The sequence below is a fragment of the Bacillus sp. EKM420B genome (genome assembly GCF_011065565.1).
Classification (GTDB): domain Bacteria; phylum Bacillota; class Bacilli; order Bacillales; family Bacillaceae; genus Bacillus; species Bacillus velezensis.
Map to the genome: position 1 here is coordinate 659,618 of NZ_JAAMNX010000001.1, position 16,719 is coordinate 676,336.

General features: G+C 47.2%; 18 protein-coding genes and 1 riboswitch. All 18 genes read left to right on the forward strand.

Features of this window, described 5'->3' with window-relative positions; genetic code table 11:
- Window positions 1–90: 90 nt before the first annotated feature.
- The 18 genes from spoIIGA (at window position 91) to pyrP (ending at window position 16,582) form a co-directional block, all read left to right on the forward strand.
- Window positions 91–1,020 (forward strand): sigma-E processing peptidase SpoIIGA, encoded by a 930-nt coding sequence (spoIIGA, locus tag G9F48_RS03305; RefSeq protein ID WP_094246956.1) that lies wholly within the window; start codon window positions 91–93, stop codon window positions 1,018–1,020.
- Window positions 1,021–1,077: 57 nt separating this feature from the next.
- Window positions 1,078–1,797 (forward strand): RNA polymerase sporulation sigma factor SigE, encoded by a 720-nt coding sequence (gene sigE, locus G9F48_RS03310; RefSeq protein ID WP_007409714.1) that lies wholly within the window; start codon window positions 1,078–1,080, stop codon window positions 1,795–1,797.
- 140 nt (window positions 1,798–1,937) lie between these two features.
- Window positions 1,938–2,720 (forward strand): RNA polymerase sporulation sigma factor SigG, encoded by a 783-nt coding sequence (gene sigG / locus G9F48_RS03315; protein ID WP_003154420.1) that lies wholly within the window; start codon window positions 1,938–1,940, stop codon window positions 2,718–2,720.
- A 128-nt stretch (window positions 2,721–2,848) separates the two neighbouring features.
- On the forward strand, window positions 2,849–3,646 hold the full coding sequence (locus G9F48_RS03320) for an ABC transporter ATP-binding protein (RefSeq protein ID WP_031378757.1): 798 nt from the start codon (window positions 2,849–2,851) through the stop codon (window positions 3,644–3,646).
- A gap of 4 nt (window positions 3,647–3,650) precedes the next feature.
- Window positions 3,651–3,759, forward strand: a riboswitch (TPP riboswitch).
- A 75-nt stretch (window positions 3,760–3,834) separates the two neighbouring features.
- Entirely contained in the window at window positions 3,835–5,115 is a 1,281-nt protein-coding gene (locus tag G9F48_RS03325) for an acetylornithine deacetylase (protein ID WP_024085282.1), read from the forward strand.
- A 60-nt stretch (window positions 5,116–5,175) separates the two neighbouring features.
- Window positions 5,176–5,427, forward strand: coding sequence for a YlmC/YmxH family sporulation protein (locus G9F48_RS03330; protein ID WP_003154415.1), 252 nt, complete (start codon window positions 5,176–5,178; stop codon window positions 5,425–5,427).
- 154 nt (window positions 5,428–5,581) lie between these two features.
- A complete protein-coding gene (pgeF, locus tag G9F48_RS03335; protein WP_238785798.1) occupies window positions 5,582–6,418 on the forward strand; it encodes a peptidoglycan editing factor PgeF in 837 nt (278 codons plus the stop codon).
- 4 nt (window positions 6,419–6,422) lie between these two features.
- A complete protein-coding gene (locus tag G9F48_RS03340; protein WP_052585879.1) occupies window positions 6,423–7,115 on the forward strand; it encodes a YggS family pyridoxal phosphate-dependent enzyme in 693 nt (230 codons plus the stop codon).
- Window positions 7,112–7,570 (forward strand): cell division protein SepF, encoded by a 459-nt coding sequence (sepF, locus tag G9F48_RS03345; protein ID WP_003154410.1) that lies wholly within the window; start codon window positions 7,112–7,114, stop codon window positions 7,568–7,570. The genes G9F48_RS03340 and sepF overlap by 4 nt, the downstream gene beginning before the upstream one ends.
- Before the next feature lie 6 nt (window positions 7,571–7,576).
- Window positions 7,577–7,855: a YggT family protein gene (locus G9F48_RS03350; RefSeq protein WP_003154408.1), complete on the forward strand. Its 279-nt coding sequence runs from the start codon at window positions 7,577–7,579 to the stop codon at window positions 7,853–7,855.
- 61 nt (window positions 7,856–7,916) lie between these two features.
- A complete protein-coding gene (locus tag G9F48_RS03355; RefSeq protein WP_003154407.1) occupies window positions 7,917–8,687 on the forward strand; it encodes a YlmH family RNA-binding protein in 771 nt (256 codons plus the stop codon).
- Between the two features lie 94 nt (window positions 8,688–8,781).
- The gene (gene divIVA, locus G9F48_RS03360; protein ID WP_003154406.1) at window positions 8,782–9,276 is read left to right on the forward strand and encodes a septum site-determining protein DivIVA; all 495 of its coding nucleotides are present in this window, start codon (window positions 8,782–8,784) and stop codon (window positions 9,274–9,276) included.
- A 341-nt stretch (window positions 9,277–9,617) separates the two neighbouring features.
- On the forward strand, window positions 9,618–12,383 hold the full coding sequence (gene ileS, locus G9F48_RS03365; protein ID WP_024085284.1) for an isoleucine--tRNA ligase: 2,766 nt from the start codon (window positions 9,618–9,620) through the stop codon (window positions 12,381–12,383).
- A 149-nt stretch (window positions 12,384–12,532) separates the two neighbouring features.
- A complete protein-coding gene (locus tag G9F48_RS03370; RefSeq protein WP_014304976.1) occupies window positions 12,533–12,904 on the forward strand; it encodes a TraR/DksA family transcriptional regulator in 372 nt (123 codons plus the stop codon).
- A gap of 101 nt (window positions 12,905–13,005) precedes the next feature.
- Window positions 13,006–13,467: a signal peptidase II gene (gene lspA, locus G9F48_RS03375; RefSeq protein WP_003154398.1), complete on the forward strand. Its 462-nt coding sequence runs from the start codon at window positions 13,006–13,008 to the stop codon at window positions 13,465–13,467.
- A gap of 1 nt (window position 13,468) precedes the next feature.
- Complete coding sequence (locus tag G9F48_RS03380) at window positions 13,469–14,383, forward strand: RluA family pseudouridine synthase (protein ID WP_003154395.1); 915 nt, start codon at window positions 13,469–13,471, stop codon at window positions 14,381–14,383.
- A 188-nt stretch (window positions 14,384–14,571) separates the two neighbouring features.
- Window positions 14,572–15,117 (forward strand): bifunctional pyrimidine operon transcriptional regulator/uracil phosphoribosyltransferase, encoded by a 546-nt coding sequence (gene pyrR / locus G9F48_RS03385; RefSeq protein WP_003154392.1) that lies wholly within the window; start codon window positions 14,572–14,574, stop codon window positions 15,115–15,117.
- Window positions 15,118–15,271: 154 nt separating this feature from the next.
- A complete protein-coding gene (gene pyrP / locus G9F48_RS03390) occupies window positions 15,272–16,582 on the forward strand; it encodes a uracil permease PyrP (protein ID WP_007409727.1) in 1,311 nt (436 codons plus the stop codon).
- Window positions 16,583–16,719: the final 137 nt, after the last annotated feature.

Consider the following 16,719-nt stretch of genomic DNA (forward strand, 5'->3'; position numbering starts at 1 on the left):
ATTGACAGACTTTCCCACAGAGCTTGCTTTATACTTATGAAACAAGAGAGAGAAACAGATATGTAAGACAAAAGAGGAAAGGGGTCAGATGTGAAAATCTATCTGGATGTCATTTGGCTGTTGAACTTTTGTTTTGATTCTCTTTTGCTTTTATTGACCGCCTTTATTTTAAAACGCCAAGTGAAAAAAAGAAGAGTGGCCGCCGGCGGTTTCATCGGGTCAGCCATTGTGCTTCTGATGTTTACGCCTGTTTCTCCCTTTGTGGAGCATCCGGCAGGAAAAATGGCGTTTTCGGTAGTCATCGTGCTTACGGCTTTTGGCTTTAAACGGTTCCGATACTTTTTTCAAAATTTGTTCGCCTTTTACTTCGCGACTTTTCTCGTCGGCGGGGGAATGATCGGCGTACATTCCCTGCTGCAAACAGAATCAATTGTGCAGCAAGGCGTAATGGTCACAAGCCAGACCGGATTCGGCGACCCGATCAGCTGGATGTTTGTAGTTATCGGATTTCCGGCCATATGGTTTTTTTCGAAAAAGAGAATTGAAGACATCGAGACGAAGTCCATTCAGTACGATGAACTTGTCATGGTGCAGGCGGAATTCAGCGGACAGACAATCCGCGCGAAAGGATTGGTGGATTCCGGGAATCAGCTGTATGATCCGCTGACGAAAACGCCGGTCATGATTCTCCGCATTGACAAATTCGCTCCGATTCTCAGCGAAAAGGAAACGGACCTCATCAAATCCGCCAGTCCGCTTGAAGTGATAGAGCAGCTTGATGATTCGTTCCGTCATGCGGATAAGCTGAGGCTGATTCCATACAGGGGCGTCGGCCAGGACAATCAATTTTTACTCTGTTTAAAGCCGGATTACGTCACAATTTTAACAAAAGATGAAATGATCGCATGTGAAAAATGCCTGATCGGCATCAGCACGAAGCCATTATCCGCGGACGGTGAGTTTGACGGAATCGTTCACCCGAAGATGCTGACAGGGAAGGCTGTAAAACATGTTTCCTGACGAAAAGTCTGTTATTCATCATACTCAAAACGCGTTGTATTTAGAAGGGGGAGGAAGATGAAAAAACTTAAGCTGCGTCTGACATATTTGTGGTATAAATGGCTGATGAAACTCGGACTGAAAAGCGATGAAGTGTATTACATAGGAGGAAGCGAGGCGCTGCCGCCGCCTTTGTCTAAAGAAGAGGAGCAGGTGCTCTTATTAAAGCTGCCGAGCGGGGATCAGGCGGCGCGGGCCATCCTGATTGAGAGAAACTTACGTCTTGTCGTTTACATTGCCCGCAAATTCGAAAACACCGGCATCAATATCGAGGACTTAATCAGCATCGGCACCATCGGTTTGATCAAAGCGGTAAACACGTTTAATCCGGAAAAGAAAATCAAACTCGCCACCTACGCATCGCGATGTATTGAAAACGAAATTTTAATGTACTTGCGCCGAAACAATAAAATCCGTTCAGAGGTGTCCTTTGATGAACCGCTGAACATTGATTGGGACGGAAACGAACTGCTGCTTTCGGATGTGCTCGGCACAGATGATGATATTATTACAAAAGACATTGAAGCCAATGTGGATAAAAAACTTTTGAAAAAAGCGCTTGAGCAATTAAACGAAAGAGAAAAGCAGATTATGGAACTGCGTTTCGGGCTTGTCGGAGAAGAAGAAAAAACACAAAAAGATGTAGCCGACATGATGGGGATTTCACAATCTTATATCTCCCGGCTCGAAAAGCGGATTATCAAAAGACTGAGAAAAGAGTTTAACAAAATGGTGTAAAATTTTTTCCATCTGACAGCCCTTACTGCTGCAAGGATTGCCGCCGCCGGATGTTTATTTCTGTAAAATGGCGGTGCATATTTTTCCCACCCGAGGAGATACTTAACGTTGTACAGCAGCTCCTAGTGGGAGGGAAAAACGTGTCAAGAAATAAAGTCGAAATTTGCGGGGTGGATACCTCTAAATTACCGGTGCTCAAGAATGAAGAGATGAGAAAGCTGTTTAGGCAATTGCAGGATGAGGGCGATGATTCAGCGAGGGAAAAGCTTGTAAACGGCAATCTGCGCCTTGTCTTAAGCGTCATTCAGAGGTTTAACAACAGAGGAGAGTATGTTGATGACTTATTTCAGGTCGGCTGCATCGGACTAATGAAATCCATTGATAATTTTGACCTAAGCCATAATGTTAAGTTTTCAACATACGCTGTACCGATGATCATCGGAGAAATCCGCAGATATTTGCGGGATAACAATCCGATCCGCGTCTCGAGGTCGCTTCGCGATATCGCATATAAAGCGCTTCAAGTAAGAGAGCGGTTAATCAGTGAGACAAGCAGGGAGCCGACAGCAGAGGAAATCGCCAAAGTTCTTGAAGTGCCCCATGAAGAAATTGTGTTTGCCCTTGACGCCATCCAGGATCCGGTTTCACTGTTTGAGCCGATTTATAATGACGGCGGCGATCCGATCTACGTGATGGACCAGATCAGCGATGAGCGCAACAAGGATACACAATGGATTGAGGAGCTCGCTCTGAAAGAAGGCATGAGAAGACTGAACGAACGGGAAAAAATGATTTTGCGAAAGCGCTTTTTCCAAGGGAAAACCCAAATGGAAGTCGCTGAGGAAATCGGGATATCCCAAGCTCAGGTCTCAAGGCTTGAAAAGGCAGCCATTAAACAAATGAATAAGAATATCCATCAATAACGGAAAAAGCCTTTAAACCTTGTTTAAAGGCTTTTTTCATGCGATGGTTTACGTTTGCAAAAAAGTGATGTATTCTAATGTGTAAAAGTTTTTAGAAAATTTAAATAAAGTAAACGGGGGAAACTGCAATGATTTTACAGCTGGACAGTGTGTCATTAAAAAGAAACGGGAAATGGATTTTGAAAGATATCAACTGGCGCGTTGAGAAAAACGAAAATTGGGTGCTGTACGGATTAAACGGAGCCGGAAAAACGGCTTTGCTGAATATGTTATGCTCTTATTACTTCCCCACTTCAGGAGAGATGCAGGTGCTCGGCCATCAATTCGGCAAAACAGAGCTCGGTGACAGGCTCAGAAGGAAAATCGGCCTTGTTTCGGCAGGTCTTCAGCACAAATTATATGCCGCGGACTCCGCTTTTGAAATCGCCCTCAGCGGCGCGTACGCCTCAATCGGGCTGTACGAAACTCCGAGTGAGCAGGTAAGGGAAAAAGCGATCGGTCTTCTGAAGGATTTGGGCGCCATCAGTTACGCCGACAGACGGTATGAAACATTATCACAAGGGGAAAGACAAAGAGCGCTGATTGCGCGGGCGCTTATGGCTGATCCCAAACTGCTGATTTTGGACGAGCCCGTGACGGGTCTTGATTTTATGGCAAGGGAGCAGCTGCTGGACACGATTACGTCGATCGCCGAAAAAGAAAATGCGCCGTCCATCCTTTATGTCACCCATCACGCTGAAGAAATTCTGCCGGTATTTGATCAGGCGCTGCTTTTAAAACAAGGCGAGGTGTTCGCCTCCGGGAAAATCAGGGATATGCTTTCTGACGAGCGGCTTACAGCGTTTTTCGATACGCCTGTCAATGTCTTATGGAACAATGGCCGCCCTTTTTTAACGCGTGCAAAAGCGGTATCATCCGTCAAATAACATCAATTCACCCTGGGGGTGCTGCTGACATGCAGCTGAGAGAGACGTTGGTCTCAACCCTTAACGGACCTGATCCGGATCATGCCGGCGGAGGGAAGCGGTGAAAAAAAGCGGAGGAAAATCCGTTTTTTTACCCATTTCATTTTAATGAAACGGGTTTTTTGATACAGCCAAAGGGGAGATTTCCAATGCATCAGATTGATATGCTGTTACACCAGGCGGAGAAACGGAGGCACGACTTCATACATATTGCTGAAAGGTTGATAGCCTTTCCCACTCCGGCTCCGCCTGCAAGAAATACAGCAGAAGCTCAGAAGTGGGTGGCCGGCTTTTTAAAAGAAACGGGCTGCTCGGTCGATATGTGGGATGTGTATCCGGAAGATCCGAATGTAGTCGGTGTTTTAAAAGGGACAGATTCAAGCAGGCATCAAAGCCTGATTTTAAACGGACACATTGATGTGGCAGAAGCCGGGGGCGAAGACTGGAACTCTGACCCGTTTCAGCCGCTCGTAAAAGACGGCATGCTGATCGGAAGGGGCGCCGCTGATATGAAAGGGGGGTTGGCGTGTGTTCTTTTCTCTCTGAAGCTGATCCATGATGCCGGCATTAAGCTTCCGGGCGACCTCATTGTACAGTCTGTAATCGGAGAAGAAGTCGGCGAGGCGGGGACGCTGGAATGCTGCAAACGCGGCTATCACGCGGATTTTGCGGTTGTCGCGGATACGAGCAGCCTGCATATTCAAGGGCAGGGCGGTGTTATCACCGGCTGGATAGAATTGAAAAGCAAACAAACATTTCATGACGGCATGAGGCGCAATATGATTCATGCGGGCGGAGGCACATTCGGAGCGAGCGCCATCGAAAAAATGGCGAAAATCATCACTGCCTTGGGAGAGCTGGAGCGCCACTGGGCGGTAACGAAAAGCTATCCCGGCATTGCGCCCGGCACCAATACGATCAACCCCGCCGTCATTGAAGGCGGAAGACACGCAGCGTTTGTCGCCGATGAATGCCGGTTATGGATCACCGTCCACTTTTATCCGAACGAAACGCACGAACAAGCAGCCGCAGAAATCGAAGACTATATTAATCGTGTCGCTGACAGTGATCTGTGGCTCAAAGAAAACAGGCCGGTGTTCAAATGGGGCGGATCTTCGATGATTGAAGACAGAGGGGAGGTGTTCCCGGCGCTGGAAATCGATCCGGATCATCCGGCAGTTTCTGTCTTGGCTGCATCACACTCAGCCGTCAAAAAACAGGAGCCCGTCATTGATGTTTCCCAAACCGTAACAGACGGAGGGTGGCTTTATCAGGCCGGGATTCCGAGCGTCATATACGGCCCCGGCGATTTAAAAAACGCCCACTCCGTAAACGAGGAAGTGTCCGTTGATGAGCTTATGGACTATACGAAAATCATGCTGAGATTTATTCTCGGCTGGTGCAGCCGCAAAAAAGATTGCCCGATGTGACAAGGTTCAGCCCGGCCGTTCATATAATAGGAAAAAGAACGGGCAAAGGGCGTGATACGGATGATCAGCATATCTGAATTTCAAATAAAAGATGTGGTAAACGTGTCGAACGGAAAAAAACTCGGAAGCATCGGGGATATTGATATTAACGTGACAACGGGAAAAATTCAGGCGATTATTTTAGGCGGCAGCGGAAAAGTTCTCGGTTTTTTCGGAAAAGAAGAGGAAATGATCATTCCTTGGCGAAATATAGTTAAAATTGGGGAAGATGTCATCTTAGTGCGTGTAAATGAACCAAAGGGGGGAGCGTAATCCTCCCTTTACTTGTAAAAAGCCGGAAATCTCAATGTTTCCGGCACATTTATTTATCTCATTTTTCAATCAGCCGCTAAACGTATGCTTAAAATTGTGTTAAAATGAGTGGGAAATTACGCTATTTTAATGTTTGTCGAAAGGTTGGATCTCCATGAATACATATCACCCGTTTAGTCTTACCACCCCCTCGGCACTCATGATAGAAGACTGGAACTGTGTGAATCAGCTTAACACAAAGGTCATCGCCGGATTCACAACGAAAAACGGCGGTGTCAGCAATCCTCCGTATGAGTCATTAAATACCGGATTGCACGTCCGGGACGAAGCTCATGATGTTGTGACAAACCGTGAAGTCATAGCGTCCTTATGCGGTACTGATCTGGATTCCTGGGTGTTCGCCGACCAGACACATGAAAACCGCGTCCGGCACGTGACAGCCGGGGATAAAGGAAAAGGAGCGAGAGACTATTCTTCCGCATTCCGCGGGACGGACGGGCTCTACACGAAAGATGCGAATCTTTTTTTGGCCCTTTGTTTTGCGGACTGTGTGCCCTTGTATTTTTATGACCCGGTGAAATCCATTATCGGCGCTGCCCATGCCGGATGGAAGGGGACGGTCAAACAAATCGGACGCATCATGACGGAACGCTGGGTAAACGAAGAAGGCTCCCGTTTAACAGATATTCAGGCTGTCATCGGTCCGTCCATCAGCGCGGGAAGTTATACAGTCGACGACCGCGTCATCAATGAAGTGCGGGCGCTGCCCTTTACGGCTGAATCCGCCATATGCGAAACGGAAAAAGGCCAGTATCAGCTTGATTTAAAAGAGGTCAACCGTCTTCTTCTGATACATTGCGGCATTCCGGAAGAAAACATTTCAGTCAGCGGATTATGCACCGAACGAGAGCATGAACTATTCTTTTCACACCGCCGCGACAAAGGGAAAACGGGACGCATGATGTCCTTTATCGGAATGAAGGAGGCATAAGATCTTGCGTGTTGCTGATCAATTACGACATATAAACGAAAGAATAAACGAAGCATGTAACAGATCGGGCCGAAGCCCCGAAGATGTTACCGTCATCGCGGTTACAAAATACGTATCAGCTGAAAGGGCTCAAGAGGCCGTTGATGCCGGTATTACAAGTCTGGGAGAAAACCGGGATGCCGAGCTTATCCATAAGCAGGAAGTCATCAAAGGAAGCCCGGAGTGGCACTTTATCGGCAGTCTTCAGTCCAGAAAGGTGAAGGCCGTCGTTGACCGTGTATCTTATATTCATTCCTTAGACAGACTGTCATTGGCAAAAGAGATTGAAAAACGGGCGCAGCATGCGGTTCGCTGTTTTGTGCAGGTGAATACTTCGCTTGAGCCGTCTAAGCACGGTTTGAAAGCAGAGGAGGTCATCCCCTTTATCAGAGAGCTTTCTGAGTTTAGAAACATTTCTGTAGAGGGCCTGATGACGATGGCTCCCCTGACAGACGATACAGAAACGATCAGAGCCTGCTTCCGGCAATTGCGTGATCTGAGGGATCAGGTGCAAAAACTGAATCAGACAAACGCGCCGTGCCGGGAACTGTCAATGGGCATGTCAAATGATTATGAAATCGCTGTTGAAGAGGGCGCAACTTTTATCAGAATCGGCTCTTCATTAGTCGGAAATGAACCGGGGGGTGTAAACAAATGAGCATGAAAAATAAACTGAAAAACTTTTTCTCAATGGATGAGGAGGAGTACGAGTACGAATACATTGAAACGGAGCAGGATCATCAGGAAGAGCATGAACAGCAGAAAGATAAACAGCCTGCTTACGCTCAGAAGCCGCAGGGCAAGCAGAACGTAGTAAGCTTGCAAAGTGTTCAGAAATCCTCTAAAGTGGTCTTGAGTGAACCGCGTGTATATGCGGAAGCGCAGGAAATCGCCGATCATTTAAAGAACAGGCGGGCGGTTGTCGTTAATCTGCAGCGCATCCAGCATGATCAGGCGAAAAGAATCGTCGACTTTTTAAGCGGTACCGTCTACGCCATCGGCGGCGACATTCAGAGAATCGGTTCAGATATTTTTCTGTGCACGCCTGATAATGTCGACGTTTCCGGCACGATTTCGGAGCTTATAAATGAAGACGAACATCAGAGGTGGTAAAGCAGGATGATTCTTTATCAAATTTTTTCCGTTCTGAGTTATTTAATTTACATCTACTCGTTTGCCCTGATCATCTATATCTTTATGTCATGGGTGCCGAGTACGAGAGAAACGGCGGTCGGACGGTTTCTCGCAGCGATTTGCGAACCGTATTTAGAGCCGTTCAGAAGGATCATTCCGCCCATTGCCATGCTGGATATATCCCCGATTGTAGCGATTATCGTGCTTCGGTTTGCCACGACGGGGCTTTGGGGCCTATACCGCATGATCGCAATGTATACTTGAATGCGACAGTTTGATACGGGCTTGGCACCAGCCAAGCCTCTTTACATAGAAAGGAAAGAACATGAGCGATATTTACCAGCACTTCAGACAAGACGAGCGGCCTTTTATTGATCAGGTGCTTGAATGGAAACAGATTGTCCTGGACCAGTATCGGATGAAGCTGACTGATTTCTTAGATCCCAGGGAACAGGTGATTGTAAAAGCTGTTATCGGCGACGCCTGCGGTCTTGCGTTTTTCGGAGGATATGACAGAGCTGAGCGCAAACGCGCGATTTTATACCCTGAATATATGGAACCTGAACAGGATGATTTTGAGCTTCGGGCTTTTGACGTTCAATACGCTGAAAAATTCGTCAGCATTGACCACCGCTCTCTTCTCGGATCATTAATGGGGATCGGCTTAAAGCGGCAGAAATACGGCGATCTGATTTTCTCAGAGGAAGCCGTGCAGCTCATCGTCTCCGCTGAAATCGCCGATTTTGTCAGCACTCAGCTGACCAAGGCGGGCAAAGCGCCGGTAAAGCTTGAGAAAATCGAGCTTTCCGCTCTTCACATTCCCGCTTCAGATGTCGAAATAAGGGATGACACGGTTTCTTCATTGCGTCTCGACGCCGTCTGCGCTTCAATGAGCAGGCAATCCCGGCAGAAAGCGCAGGCGCTTGTGAAAAACGGGCTCGTTAAGGTGAATTGGAAAGCTATTGAAGATCCGTCTTATCAGGTTGCTGAAGGGGACATGCTCTCGATTCGCGGCTTCGGACGATGCAGTTTGGCAAAAGTTGACGGAAAAACGAAAAAAGACAAATGGAAAGTTACATTTGAACGGCAAAAATGAGTCGTTTTTTCAGTTTTTTTCTCCATCTGTGCCGTATTTGTTTTATAATGTGAACTAGATAACCGTACTGAAATGTAAAAATGGAGGTGGCAATATGCCATTAACGCCGAATGATATCCATAACAAAACGTTTACAAAAGGTTTTCGCGGATATGATGAAGATGAAGTAAATGAATTTTTAATGCAGGTCAGAAAAGATTACGAAATCGCACTCCGTAAAAAAACGGAGCTTGAGGCGAAAGTGAACGAGCTGGACGAAAAAATCGGCCACTTTGCCAATATCGAAGAAACGCTGAATAAATCAATTCTCGTAGCCCAGGAAGCAGCAGAAGACGTAAAGCGCAACTCGCAGAAAGAAGCGAAGCTGATCGTCCGTGAAGCAGAAAAAAATGCCGATCGCATCATCAATGAGTCACTTTCCAAATCAAGAAAAATCGCAATGGAAATCGAAGAGCTGAAAAAACAGTCTAAAGTCTTCAGAACACGTTTCCAAATGCTGATTGAAGCGCAGCTCGACCTGCTGAAGAACGATGATTGGGATCATCTGCTGGAATACGAAGTCGACGCGGTATTTGAGGAAAAAGAATAATTTTCAGATTTTCTTGACATTCTCCGGCCCGTTCGAATATAATACGTTCATAAATTCAGATGAAAAGACGATTGAAAGGGACCGGCATGACTCAAAACAGGCTATAAAGCGAACCGGGGAAGGTGTAAGCCCGGGATGGCCGGAATCATGCAGATCAGCCCTTTAGTTTCCTTTCTGAACCGAGAGTAGGAAAGGACGTTCCATCACGTTACGATGTTCGAGAGGAAAAGACGGATGATCCGTTTTTTCTAAAAGGGTGGTACCGCGAGATAAGCTTTCTCGTCCCTTATGGGATGAGAGGGCTTTTTTTATTTTCTGAAAAATGTTGTGGAGGAATGAAAATGGATTACAAAGATACGCTGTTAATGCCGAAAACAGATTTTCCGATGCGGGGAAATCTGCCGAATCGTGAGCCGGACATGCAAAAAGACTGGGAGGAGCAGGACATTTACCGTCTTGTTCAAGAACGGACGAAAGACCGCCCGAAATTCGTGCTGCATGACGGACCTCCTTATGCAAACGGAGACATCCACATGGGCCATGCCCTGAACAAAATCCTGAAAGACTTCATCGTCCGCTATAAATCAATGAGCGGCTACAACGCACCGTACGTGCCGGGCTGGGATACGCACGGACTGCCGATTGAAACGGCGCTGACGAAAAACAAAAAAGTAAACCGGAAAGAAATGTCCGTCGCTGATTTCCGCAAGCTTTGCGAAGATTATGCATGGCAGCAGATCGAAAGACAGCGCGAACAATTCAAGCGTCTCGGCGTCAGAGGCGATTGGGAAAACCCGTATGTTACGCTTCAGCCTGAATTTGAAGCGCAGCAGATCCGCGTTTTCGGCGAGATGGCGAAAAGAGGCTATATTTATAAAGGTCTGAAGCCGGTCAACTGGTCGCCTTCAAGTGAATCTGCCTTAGCAGAAGCGGAAATTGAATATCAGGACAAACGTTCCGCGTCTATTTATGTTGCGTTTAAGGTGAAAGACGGTAAAGGCGTTCTGGAAAACGGAGAAAGCTTCATCATCTGGACGACGACGCCGTGGACGATGCCTGCCAACCTCGGAATTTCCGTTCATCCTGATCTTGAATACAATGTCATCAAGGTTGGAGACAAGCGTTATGTAGTGGCGGCTGAACTGATCGAAAATGTAGCGGAGGCATGCGGCTTTGAAAATCCTGAAGTTGTCGCATCATATAAAGGCAGAGAATTAGAATACATCACTGCAGAACATCCGCTGTACGGCAGAGATTCACTCGTCATGCTCGGTGACCACGTCACAACCGATGCCGGAACAGGCTGTGTTCATACTGCCCCGGGCCACGGGGAAGATGACTTTATCGTCGGCCAAAAGTACGGCTTAGAAGTACTGTGCCCCGTTGATGAAAAAGGAAACATGACCGACGAAGCGCCGGGCTTTGAAGGAATGTTTTACGATAAAGCCAATAAACCGATCACAGAGAAGCTTGAAGAAAACGGCGCGCTCTTGAAACTCGAGTTTATTACACACTCCTATCCGCATGACTGGAGAACGAAAAAACCGACCATCTTCAGAGCGACAGCGCAATGGTTTGCGTCAATTAAAGATTTCAGATCCGATCTGCTTGATGCCATCAAACAAACGAAGTGGGTGCCGGAGTGGGGCGAACAGCGCCTTTACAACATGGTGCGCGACCGCGGTGACTGGTGTATCTCAAGGCAGCGCGTGTGGGGTGTTCCGATCCCGGTATTTTATGCAGAAAACGGTGAGCCGATCATCACTGACGAAACGATTGAACACGTGTCTGAGCTGTTCAAACAGCACGGCTCAAACGTCTGGTTTGAAAGAGAGGCAAAAGACCTCCTGCCGGAAGGATTTACACATCCGGGAAGCCCGAACGGAATCTTCACGAAAGAGCAAGACATTATGGATGTATGGTTTGATTCGGGTTCTTCCCATCAGGCTGTTCTTGAAGAACGAGATGATCTTGTCCGTCCGGCTGATTTATACCTTGAAGGCTCTGACCAATACCGCGGCTGGTTTAACTCATCTCTTTCCACCGCTGTTGCAGTCACCGGCAAAGCGCCGTATAAAGGCGTATTAAGCCACGGATTTACACTTGATGCAAACGGCCGTAAAATGAGTAAATCACTCGGCAATACGATTGACCCGACAAAAATCGCAAAACAGCTTGGAGCTGAAATTCTGCGTTTATGGGTATCTTCCGTAAACTATCAGGCCGATCACCCGGTTTCTGAAGATATTCTGAAGCAGGTCGCGGAAGTATACCGGAAAGTCCGCAACACGTTCCGCTTCCTTCACGGCAACCTGTTCGATTTCGATCCAAGCGTCAATGCCGTGGATGTAAAAGATCTCCGCGAAGTGGATCAATATATGCTGATCAAGCTGAATAAGCTGATCGATAAGGTGAAAAAAGCGTACGATGAATACGAATTTGCGGTTGTTTATCACAGCATTCACAATTTCTGTACGATCGAGCTCAGCTCATTCTATCTTGATTTTGCAAAAGATGTTGTGTACATCGAGCATGCGGATCATCCGGACCGCCGCAGCATGCAGACTGTCTTTTATGAAACGCTGCTGGCGTTAGTGAAGCTGACGGCGCCGATTCTCCCGCATACGGCGGATGAAATGTGGTCTCACTTATCATTTGTTGAAGAAGCGAGCGTGCAGCTGACAGATATGCCGGAAACCATTGCTGTTCCGGACAGTCAAGCGACAGAAGAAAAATTCGACCGCTTCATGGAGCTTCGAAACGACGTGCTGAAAGCTTTGGAAACAGCCCGTAACGAAAAAATTATCGGAAGATCATTGGAAGCGAGCCTGACTTTGTATCCGAACAAAGAAAACCGCGACCTCTTGTCATCCATTAAAGAAAACATCGCGCAGCTGTTTATCGTCTCAGAACTGACAGTAAAAGACGAAAGTGAAGCGCCGGAAAACGCGCAAAGCTTCACAACAGGAAAAATGACCGTAGAAAAAGCGGAAGGCCAGATGTGTGAGCGTTCCCGCGTAATTTCTAAAGATGTCGGAGCCAATCCGAAATATCCGACATTATCACTGCGCAATGCGGAAATCGTTGAAAAATATTATCAAAAATAATAAATGAGAAAGCGCCCGGTGTCAGCCGGGCGCTTTTTTACATGCCAGCAATGTCATCGATTAGAACGGCAGGAAAATTCTTATGGGCTTCAAATGGCGCTCTGAGGGCAACAATAAAGCTATAACATCAAGAGCAGGAGTTGTGATGAATGAATGATCAACTGACCGCAATCCACACGGAGCTTCTCATGATGAAAGAAGAACTTCAATCAAGATTATTCGAATATTCTTGCTTTCAAATGTCAGCATCTGTTGAACCTTCAATGAACGACCAAGAAGCAACTCTGATCTATCATATAAAAGAAGAACTTCAGGATGTTCTTCTTGCCCTGTCTAAGTTTGAAAACAATACGTACGGTTATTGTGAAAAAACAGGCGCCCCCATTCCGATTGAAAAACTTGCGGTGCTGCCGACGGCCAGAACCGCTGATGATTTTTATTATCCCGCTCAATTTGAAAAGAAAACCCTTCCATACTGGGTAACCGGAGATTATGCATATGATCAGGCGCTGTATGAGTGACAGCGTCTGTTTGTATACGCTTATGATCTGCCTTTACTCCGGCATCTTTTACTGATAAAATTCATAAAGGATAAAAGTAACTGTATACTGGAGGAACGTGTGTGCTTTATTATCTTATCGCTCTTTTTATTATTATTGCCGACCAATTGACCAAATGGCTTGTCGTCAGCCATATGGAATTGGGACAAAGCATACCTGTCATCGACCAGGTGCTTTATATCACATCTCATCGCAACACGGGAGCGGCGTGGGGGATTTTAGCCGGCCAAATGTGGTTTTTCTACGTCATTACCATCGCCGTGATTATCGGAATCGTTTATTACATACAGCGTTATGCAAAAGGGCAGATGTTACTCGGAATTTCTCTCGGCTTAATGCTGGGAGGTGCGGCCGGAAACTTTATTGACCGGGCGGCGCGCCAGGAAGTGGTGGATTTTATTCATGTCATCATCGTGGATTATCACTATCCGATTTTTAATATCGCGGACTCCTCACTGTGCGTCGGTGTAATACTTTTATTTATTCATATGCTGTTTGACAGCGGGAAAAAGAAGGAGCAATAACATGAATCAATTTGAGATAACCGTTCAGCCTGAACAAAAGAGCGAACGGATTGATAAATTTTTGGCTTCAACGGGAGAAAACTGGTCACGCACTCAAGTGCAGCAATGGGTAAAAGAGGGACTGGTATCCGTTAACGGCAAATCCGTAAAAGCGAATTATAAAATGCAGCCCGGCGATCAGGTAAACGTCACCATTCCTGAACCGGAAGAATTGGACGTGCTTGCAGAGCCGATGGATTTGGACATTTACTATGAAGACCAGGATGTCTTGGTTGTGAACAAACCGCGGGGCATGGTCGTACATCCGGCGCCCGGCCATGTGACAGGGACGCTCGTAAACGGACTGATGGCTCACTGCAATGATCTTTCAGGTATTAACGGCGTCATGCGCCCGGGGATCGTCCACCGGATTGATAAAGATACCTCCGGCCTGTTAATGGTCGCTAAAAACGATATGGCGCATGAATCACTCGTTAATCAGCTCGTCAATAAAACCGTGACGAGAAAGTACACAGCGGTTGTCCACGGGTTGATTTCACATGATGACGGAACGATTGACGCTCCGATCGGAAGAGATAAAAAAGACCGTCAAAGCATGACCGTAACAAGAGAAAGCAGCAAAAACGCCGTTACGCATTTCCACGTGCTTGAGCGTTTTCAAGATTTCACGCTCGTAGAGTGCCGTCTTGAGACCGGAAGAACGCATCAGATCCGTGTTCATATGAAATATATCGGATTTCCTTTGGCAGGCGACCCGAAGTACGGACCGAGAAAAACCATTGATTTCAACGGTCAGGCGCTTCATGCCGGAATATTAGGTTTTGACCATCCGCGGACGGGCGAATACATGGAGTTTGAAGCGCCCCTTCCTGAAGATATGAAAAAACTCATTGAACATTTGAGAAATAGCCATTGACAGCGAGTTTCTTTTCTGGAATAATAAAAACAAGCTGAATAGATTCTTTAACACAGTCCAGAGAGGCTGAGAAGGATAACGGATAGGACAGAAAAGATACATGTGTGTCTTCGTCCTGGAAAGGAACCCCTCTATGCTCTGGCAGGAGGGGTTTTTTCTTCTTATATACGAATGGAGAGGTGTCACGAGTGAATCAAAAAGCTGTTATTCTCGACGAACAGGCGATCAGGCGGGCGCTGACAAGGATAGCCCATGAAATGATCGAACGGAATAAAGGAATGAATGACTGCATTCTTGTAGGGATTAAAACAAGAGGTATTTATTTAGCGAAGCGGCTGGCCGAGCGGATCGAACAGATTGAAGGAAATCCGGTCACCGTCGGGGAAATCGATATCACCCTTTACCGTGACGATCTCACAAAAAAAACGAGCAATGAAGAGCCGCTTGTAAAAGGCGCGGACATTCCGGCCGATATCACAGACCAAAAGGTCATTGTGGTTGATGATGTGCTTTATACCGGCCGGACGGTGAGAGCTGCGATGGATGCTCTCGTTGATGTCGGGCGGCCGTCATCGATACAGCTTGCCGTGCTTGTCGACAGAGGACACCGGGAGCTGCCGATCAGAGCGGACTATATCGGGAAAAACATTCCGACCTCAAAAGCTGAAAAAGTGATGGTTCAGCTGAGCGAAGTTGATCAGACTGATATGGTCGCCATTTACGAAAATGAATAATCACCCTTTTTAAATGCATTCCAGAGAGTTTGCAAAGAGGATTTTAAAACACAAAGCCGGGCGGATCGACGCGGCCGGGCTTTGTATGCCTCTTTGCGCAAAAAGCAAAGAGGTTTTTTTATACCATTTGAAAGTCAACCGGGAGGAAAACGCCATGAGTAAGAAAAAAGTAAACCTGGGAGTCAGGGACGTCCCCAATCCATTGTCCTGGCTGTCATTCAGCCTGCAGCATTTATTTGCCATGTTCGGTTCAACCATACTCGTGCCGAAACTGGTCGGAATGAGCCCGGCAGTGGCGCTTGTCACGAGCGGAATCGGGACACTCGCCTATCTCTTGGTGACAAAAGGCCAGATTCCCGCTTATCTCGGCTCATCATTCGCCTTTATATCACCGATTATCTTGGTGAAGGCGACGGGAGGACCGGGGGCTGCCATGGTCGGCGCTTTCCTGGCGGGAATTGTGTACGGCCTGATCGCGCTTCTCATCAGGCAGCTTGGAACGGGGTGGCTGATGAAGCTGCTGCCCCCGGTGGTCGTCGGGCCGGTCATCATCGTCATCGGTCTCGGACTGGCAAGCACAGCCGTCAATATGGCAATGTATGCTGATCCGAATGCGAAGGAACTCGTTTACAGCCTGAAACATTTCAGTGTAGCCGGCGTCACTTTGGCCATCACCATTATCTGCGCCATCTTTTTACGGGGATTTTTAAGCTTGATTCCGGTATTGATCGGCATTATAGGCGGATATCTGTTTGCGCTGACACAGGGCATCGTCAATTTTCAGCCGGTCATTGATGCAAAATGGTTCGCCGTTCCTGAATTTATCATCCCTTTCAAAGACTACACGCCGTCAGTGACATTGGGCATTGCCGCTGCGATGGTGCCGGTCGCTTTCGTGACGATGTCAGAACATATCGGCCACCAAATGGTGCTGAGTAAAGTTGTCGGACAGGATTTCATTAAAAAGCCGGGACTGCACCGCTCCATAATGGGGGACAGCGTAGCGACGATTATCGCTTCGTTAATCGGCGGCCCGCCGACGACAACATACGGCGAAAACATCGGTGTCCTGGCAATTACGAGAGTTTTCAGCGTCTTTGTCATCGGCGGCGCGGGAGTGATTGCGCTGTGCTTCGGATTTATCGGCAAAGTTTCAGCGCTGATCAGCTCTGTTCCGTCCGCGGTTATGGGAGGCGTTTCCTTCCTGCTCTTCGGAATCATCGCCTCCAGCGGCTTGAGAATGCTGATTGACAACAACATTGATTATGAAAACAAGCGAAATTTAATTATCACATCCGTCATCCTCGTGATCGGCGTCGGAGGGGCTTTTATTCAAGTATCAAAAGGCGGGTTCCAAATATCCGGCATGGCGCTTGCGGCAATCGTCGGAGTCATCCTGAACCTTATCCTGCCGCATGCAAATGAAGAAGACGCGATTGCATCAGAAAAACAAAATCATATGTAAACCTTTTAAAGAAAGTCCAGAGAGGCTTGGAAGGGTTATAACGGGAAGAAGCTGTACGGCTCTTCTCTCTTTAACCGCACCCCGAGTCTATAGACCGGGGTGTTTTTTACGGCCTTCAAGCGGAAACGGAGGAGAAA

Bases quoted from the DNA above. Each gene is read 5' to 3' on its own strand.
- G9F48_RS03355 (WP_003154407.1), top strand. From the start codon at position 7,917: ATGAGCGATATTTACCAGCACTTCAGACAAGACGAGCGGCCTTTTATT.
- G9F48_RS03330 (WP_003154415.1), top strand. From the start codon at position 5,176: ATGATCAGCATATCTGAATTTCAAATAAAAGATGTGGTAAACGTGTCG.
- sepF (WP_003154410.1), top strand. From the start codon at position 7,112: ATGAGCATGAAAAATAAACTGAAAAACTTTTTCTCAATGGATGAGGAG.
- G9F48_RS03370 (WP_014304976.1), top strand. From the start codon at position 12,533: ATGAATGATCAACTGACCGCAATCCACACGGAGCTTCTCATGATGAAA.
- sigE (WP_007409714.1), top strand. From the start codon at position 1,078: ATGAAAAAACTTAAGCTGCGTCTGACATATTTGTGGTATAAATGGCTG.
- G9F48_RS03325 (WP_024085282.1), top strand. From the start codon at position 3,835: ATGCATCAGATTGATATGCTGTTACACCAGGCGGAGAAACGGAGGCAC.
- G9F48_RS03380 (WP_003154395.1), top strand. From the start codon at position 13,469: ATGAATCAATTTGAGATAACCGTTCAGCCTGAACAAAAGAGCGAACGG.
- ileS (WP_024085284.1), top strand. From the start codon at position 9,618: ATGGATTACAAAGATACGCTGTTAATGCCGAAAACAGATTTTCCGATG.
- pyrP (WP_007409727.1), top strand. From the start codon at position 15,272: ATGAGTAAGAAAAAAGTAAACCTGGGAGTCAGGGACGTCCCCAATCCA.
- divIVA (WP_003154406.1), top strand. From the start codon at position 8,782: ATGCCATTAACGCCGAATGATATCCATAACAAAACGTTTACAAAAGGT.
- G9F48_RS03320 (WP_031378757.1), top strand. From the start codon at position 2,849: ATGATTTTACAGCTGGACAGTGTGTCATTAAAAAGAAACGGGAAATGG.
- G9F48_RS03350 (WP_003154408.1), top strand. From the start codon at position 7,577: ATGATTCTTTATCAAATTTTTTCCGTTCTGAGTTATTTAATTTACATC.
- pgeF (WP_238785798.1), top strand. From the start codon at position 5,582: ATGAATACATATCACCCGTTTAGTCTTACCACCCCCTCGGCACTCATG.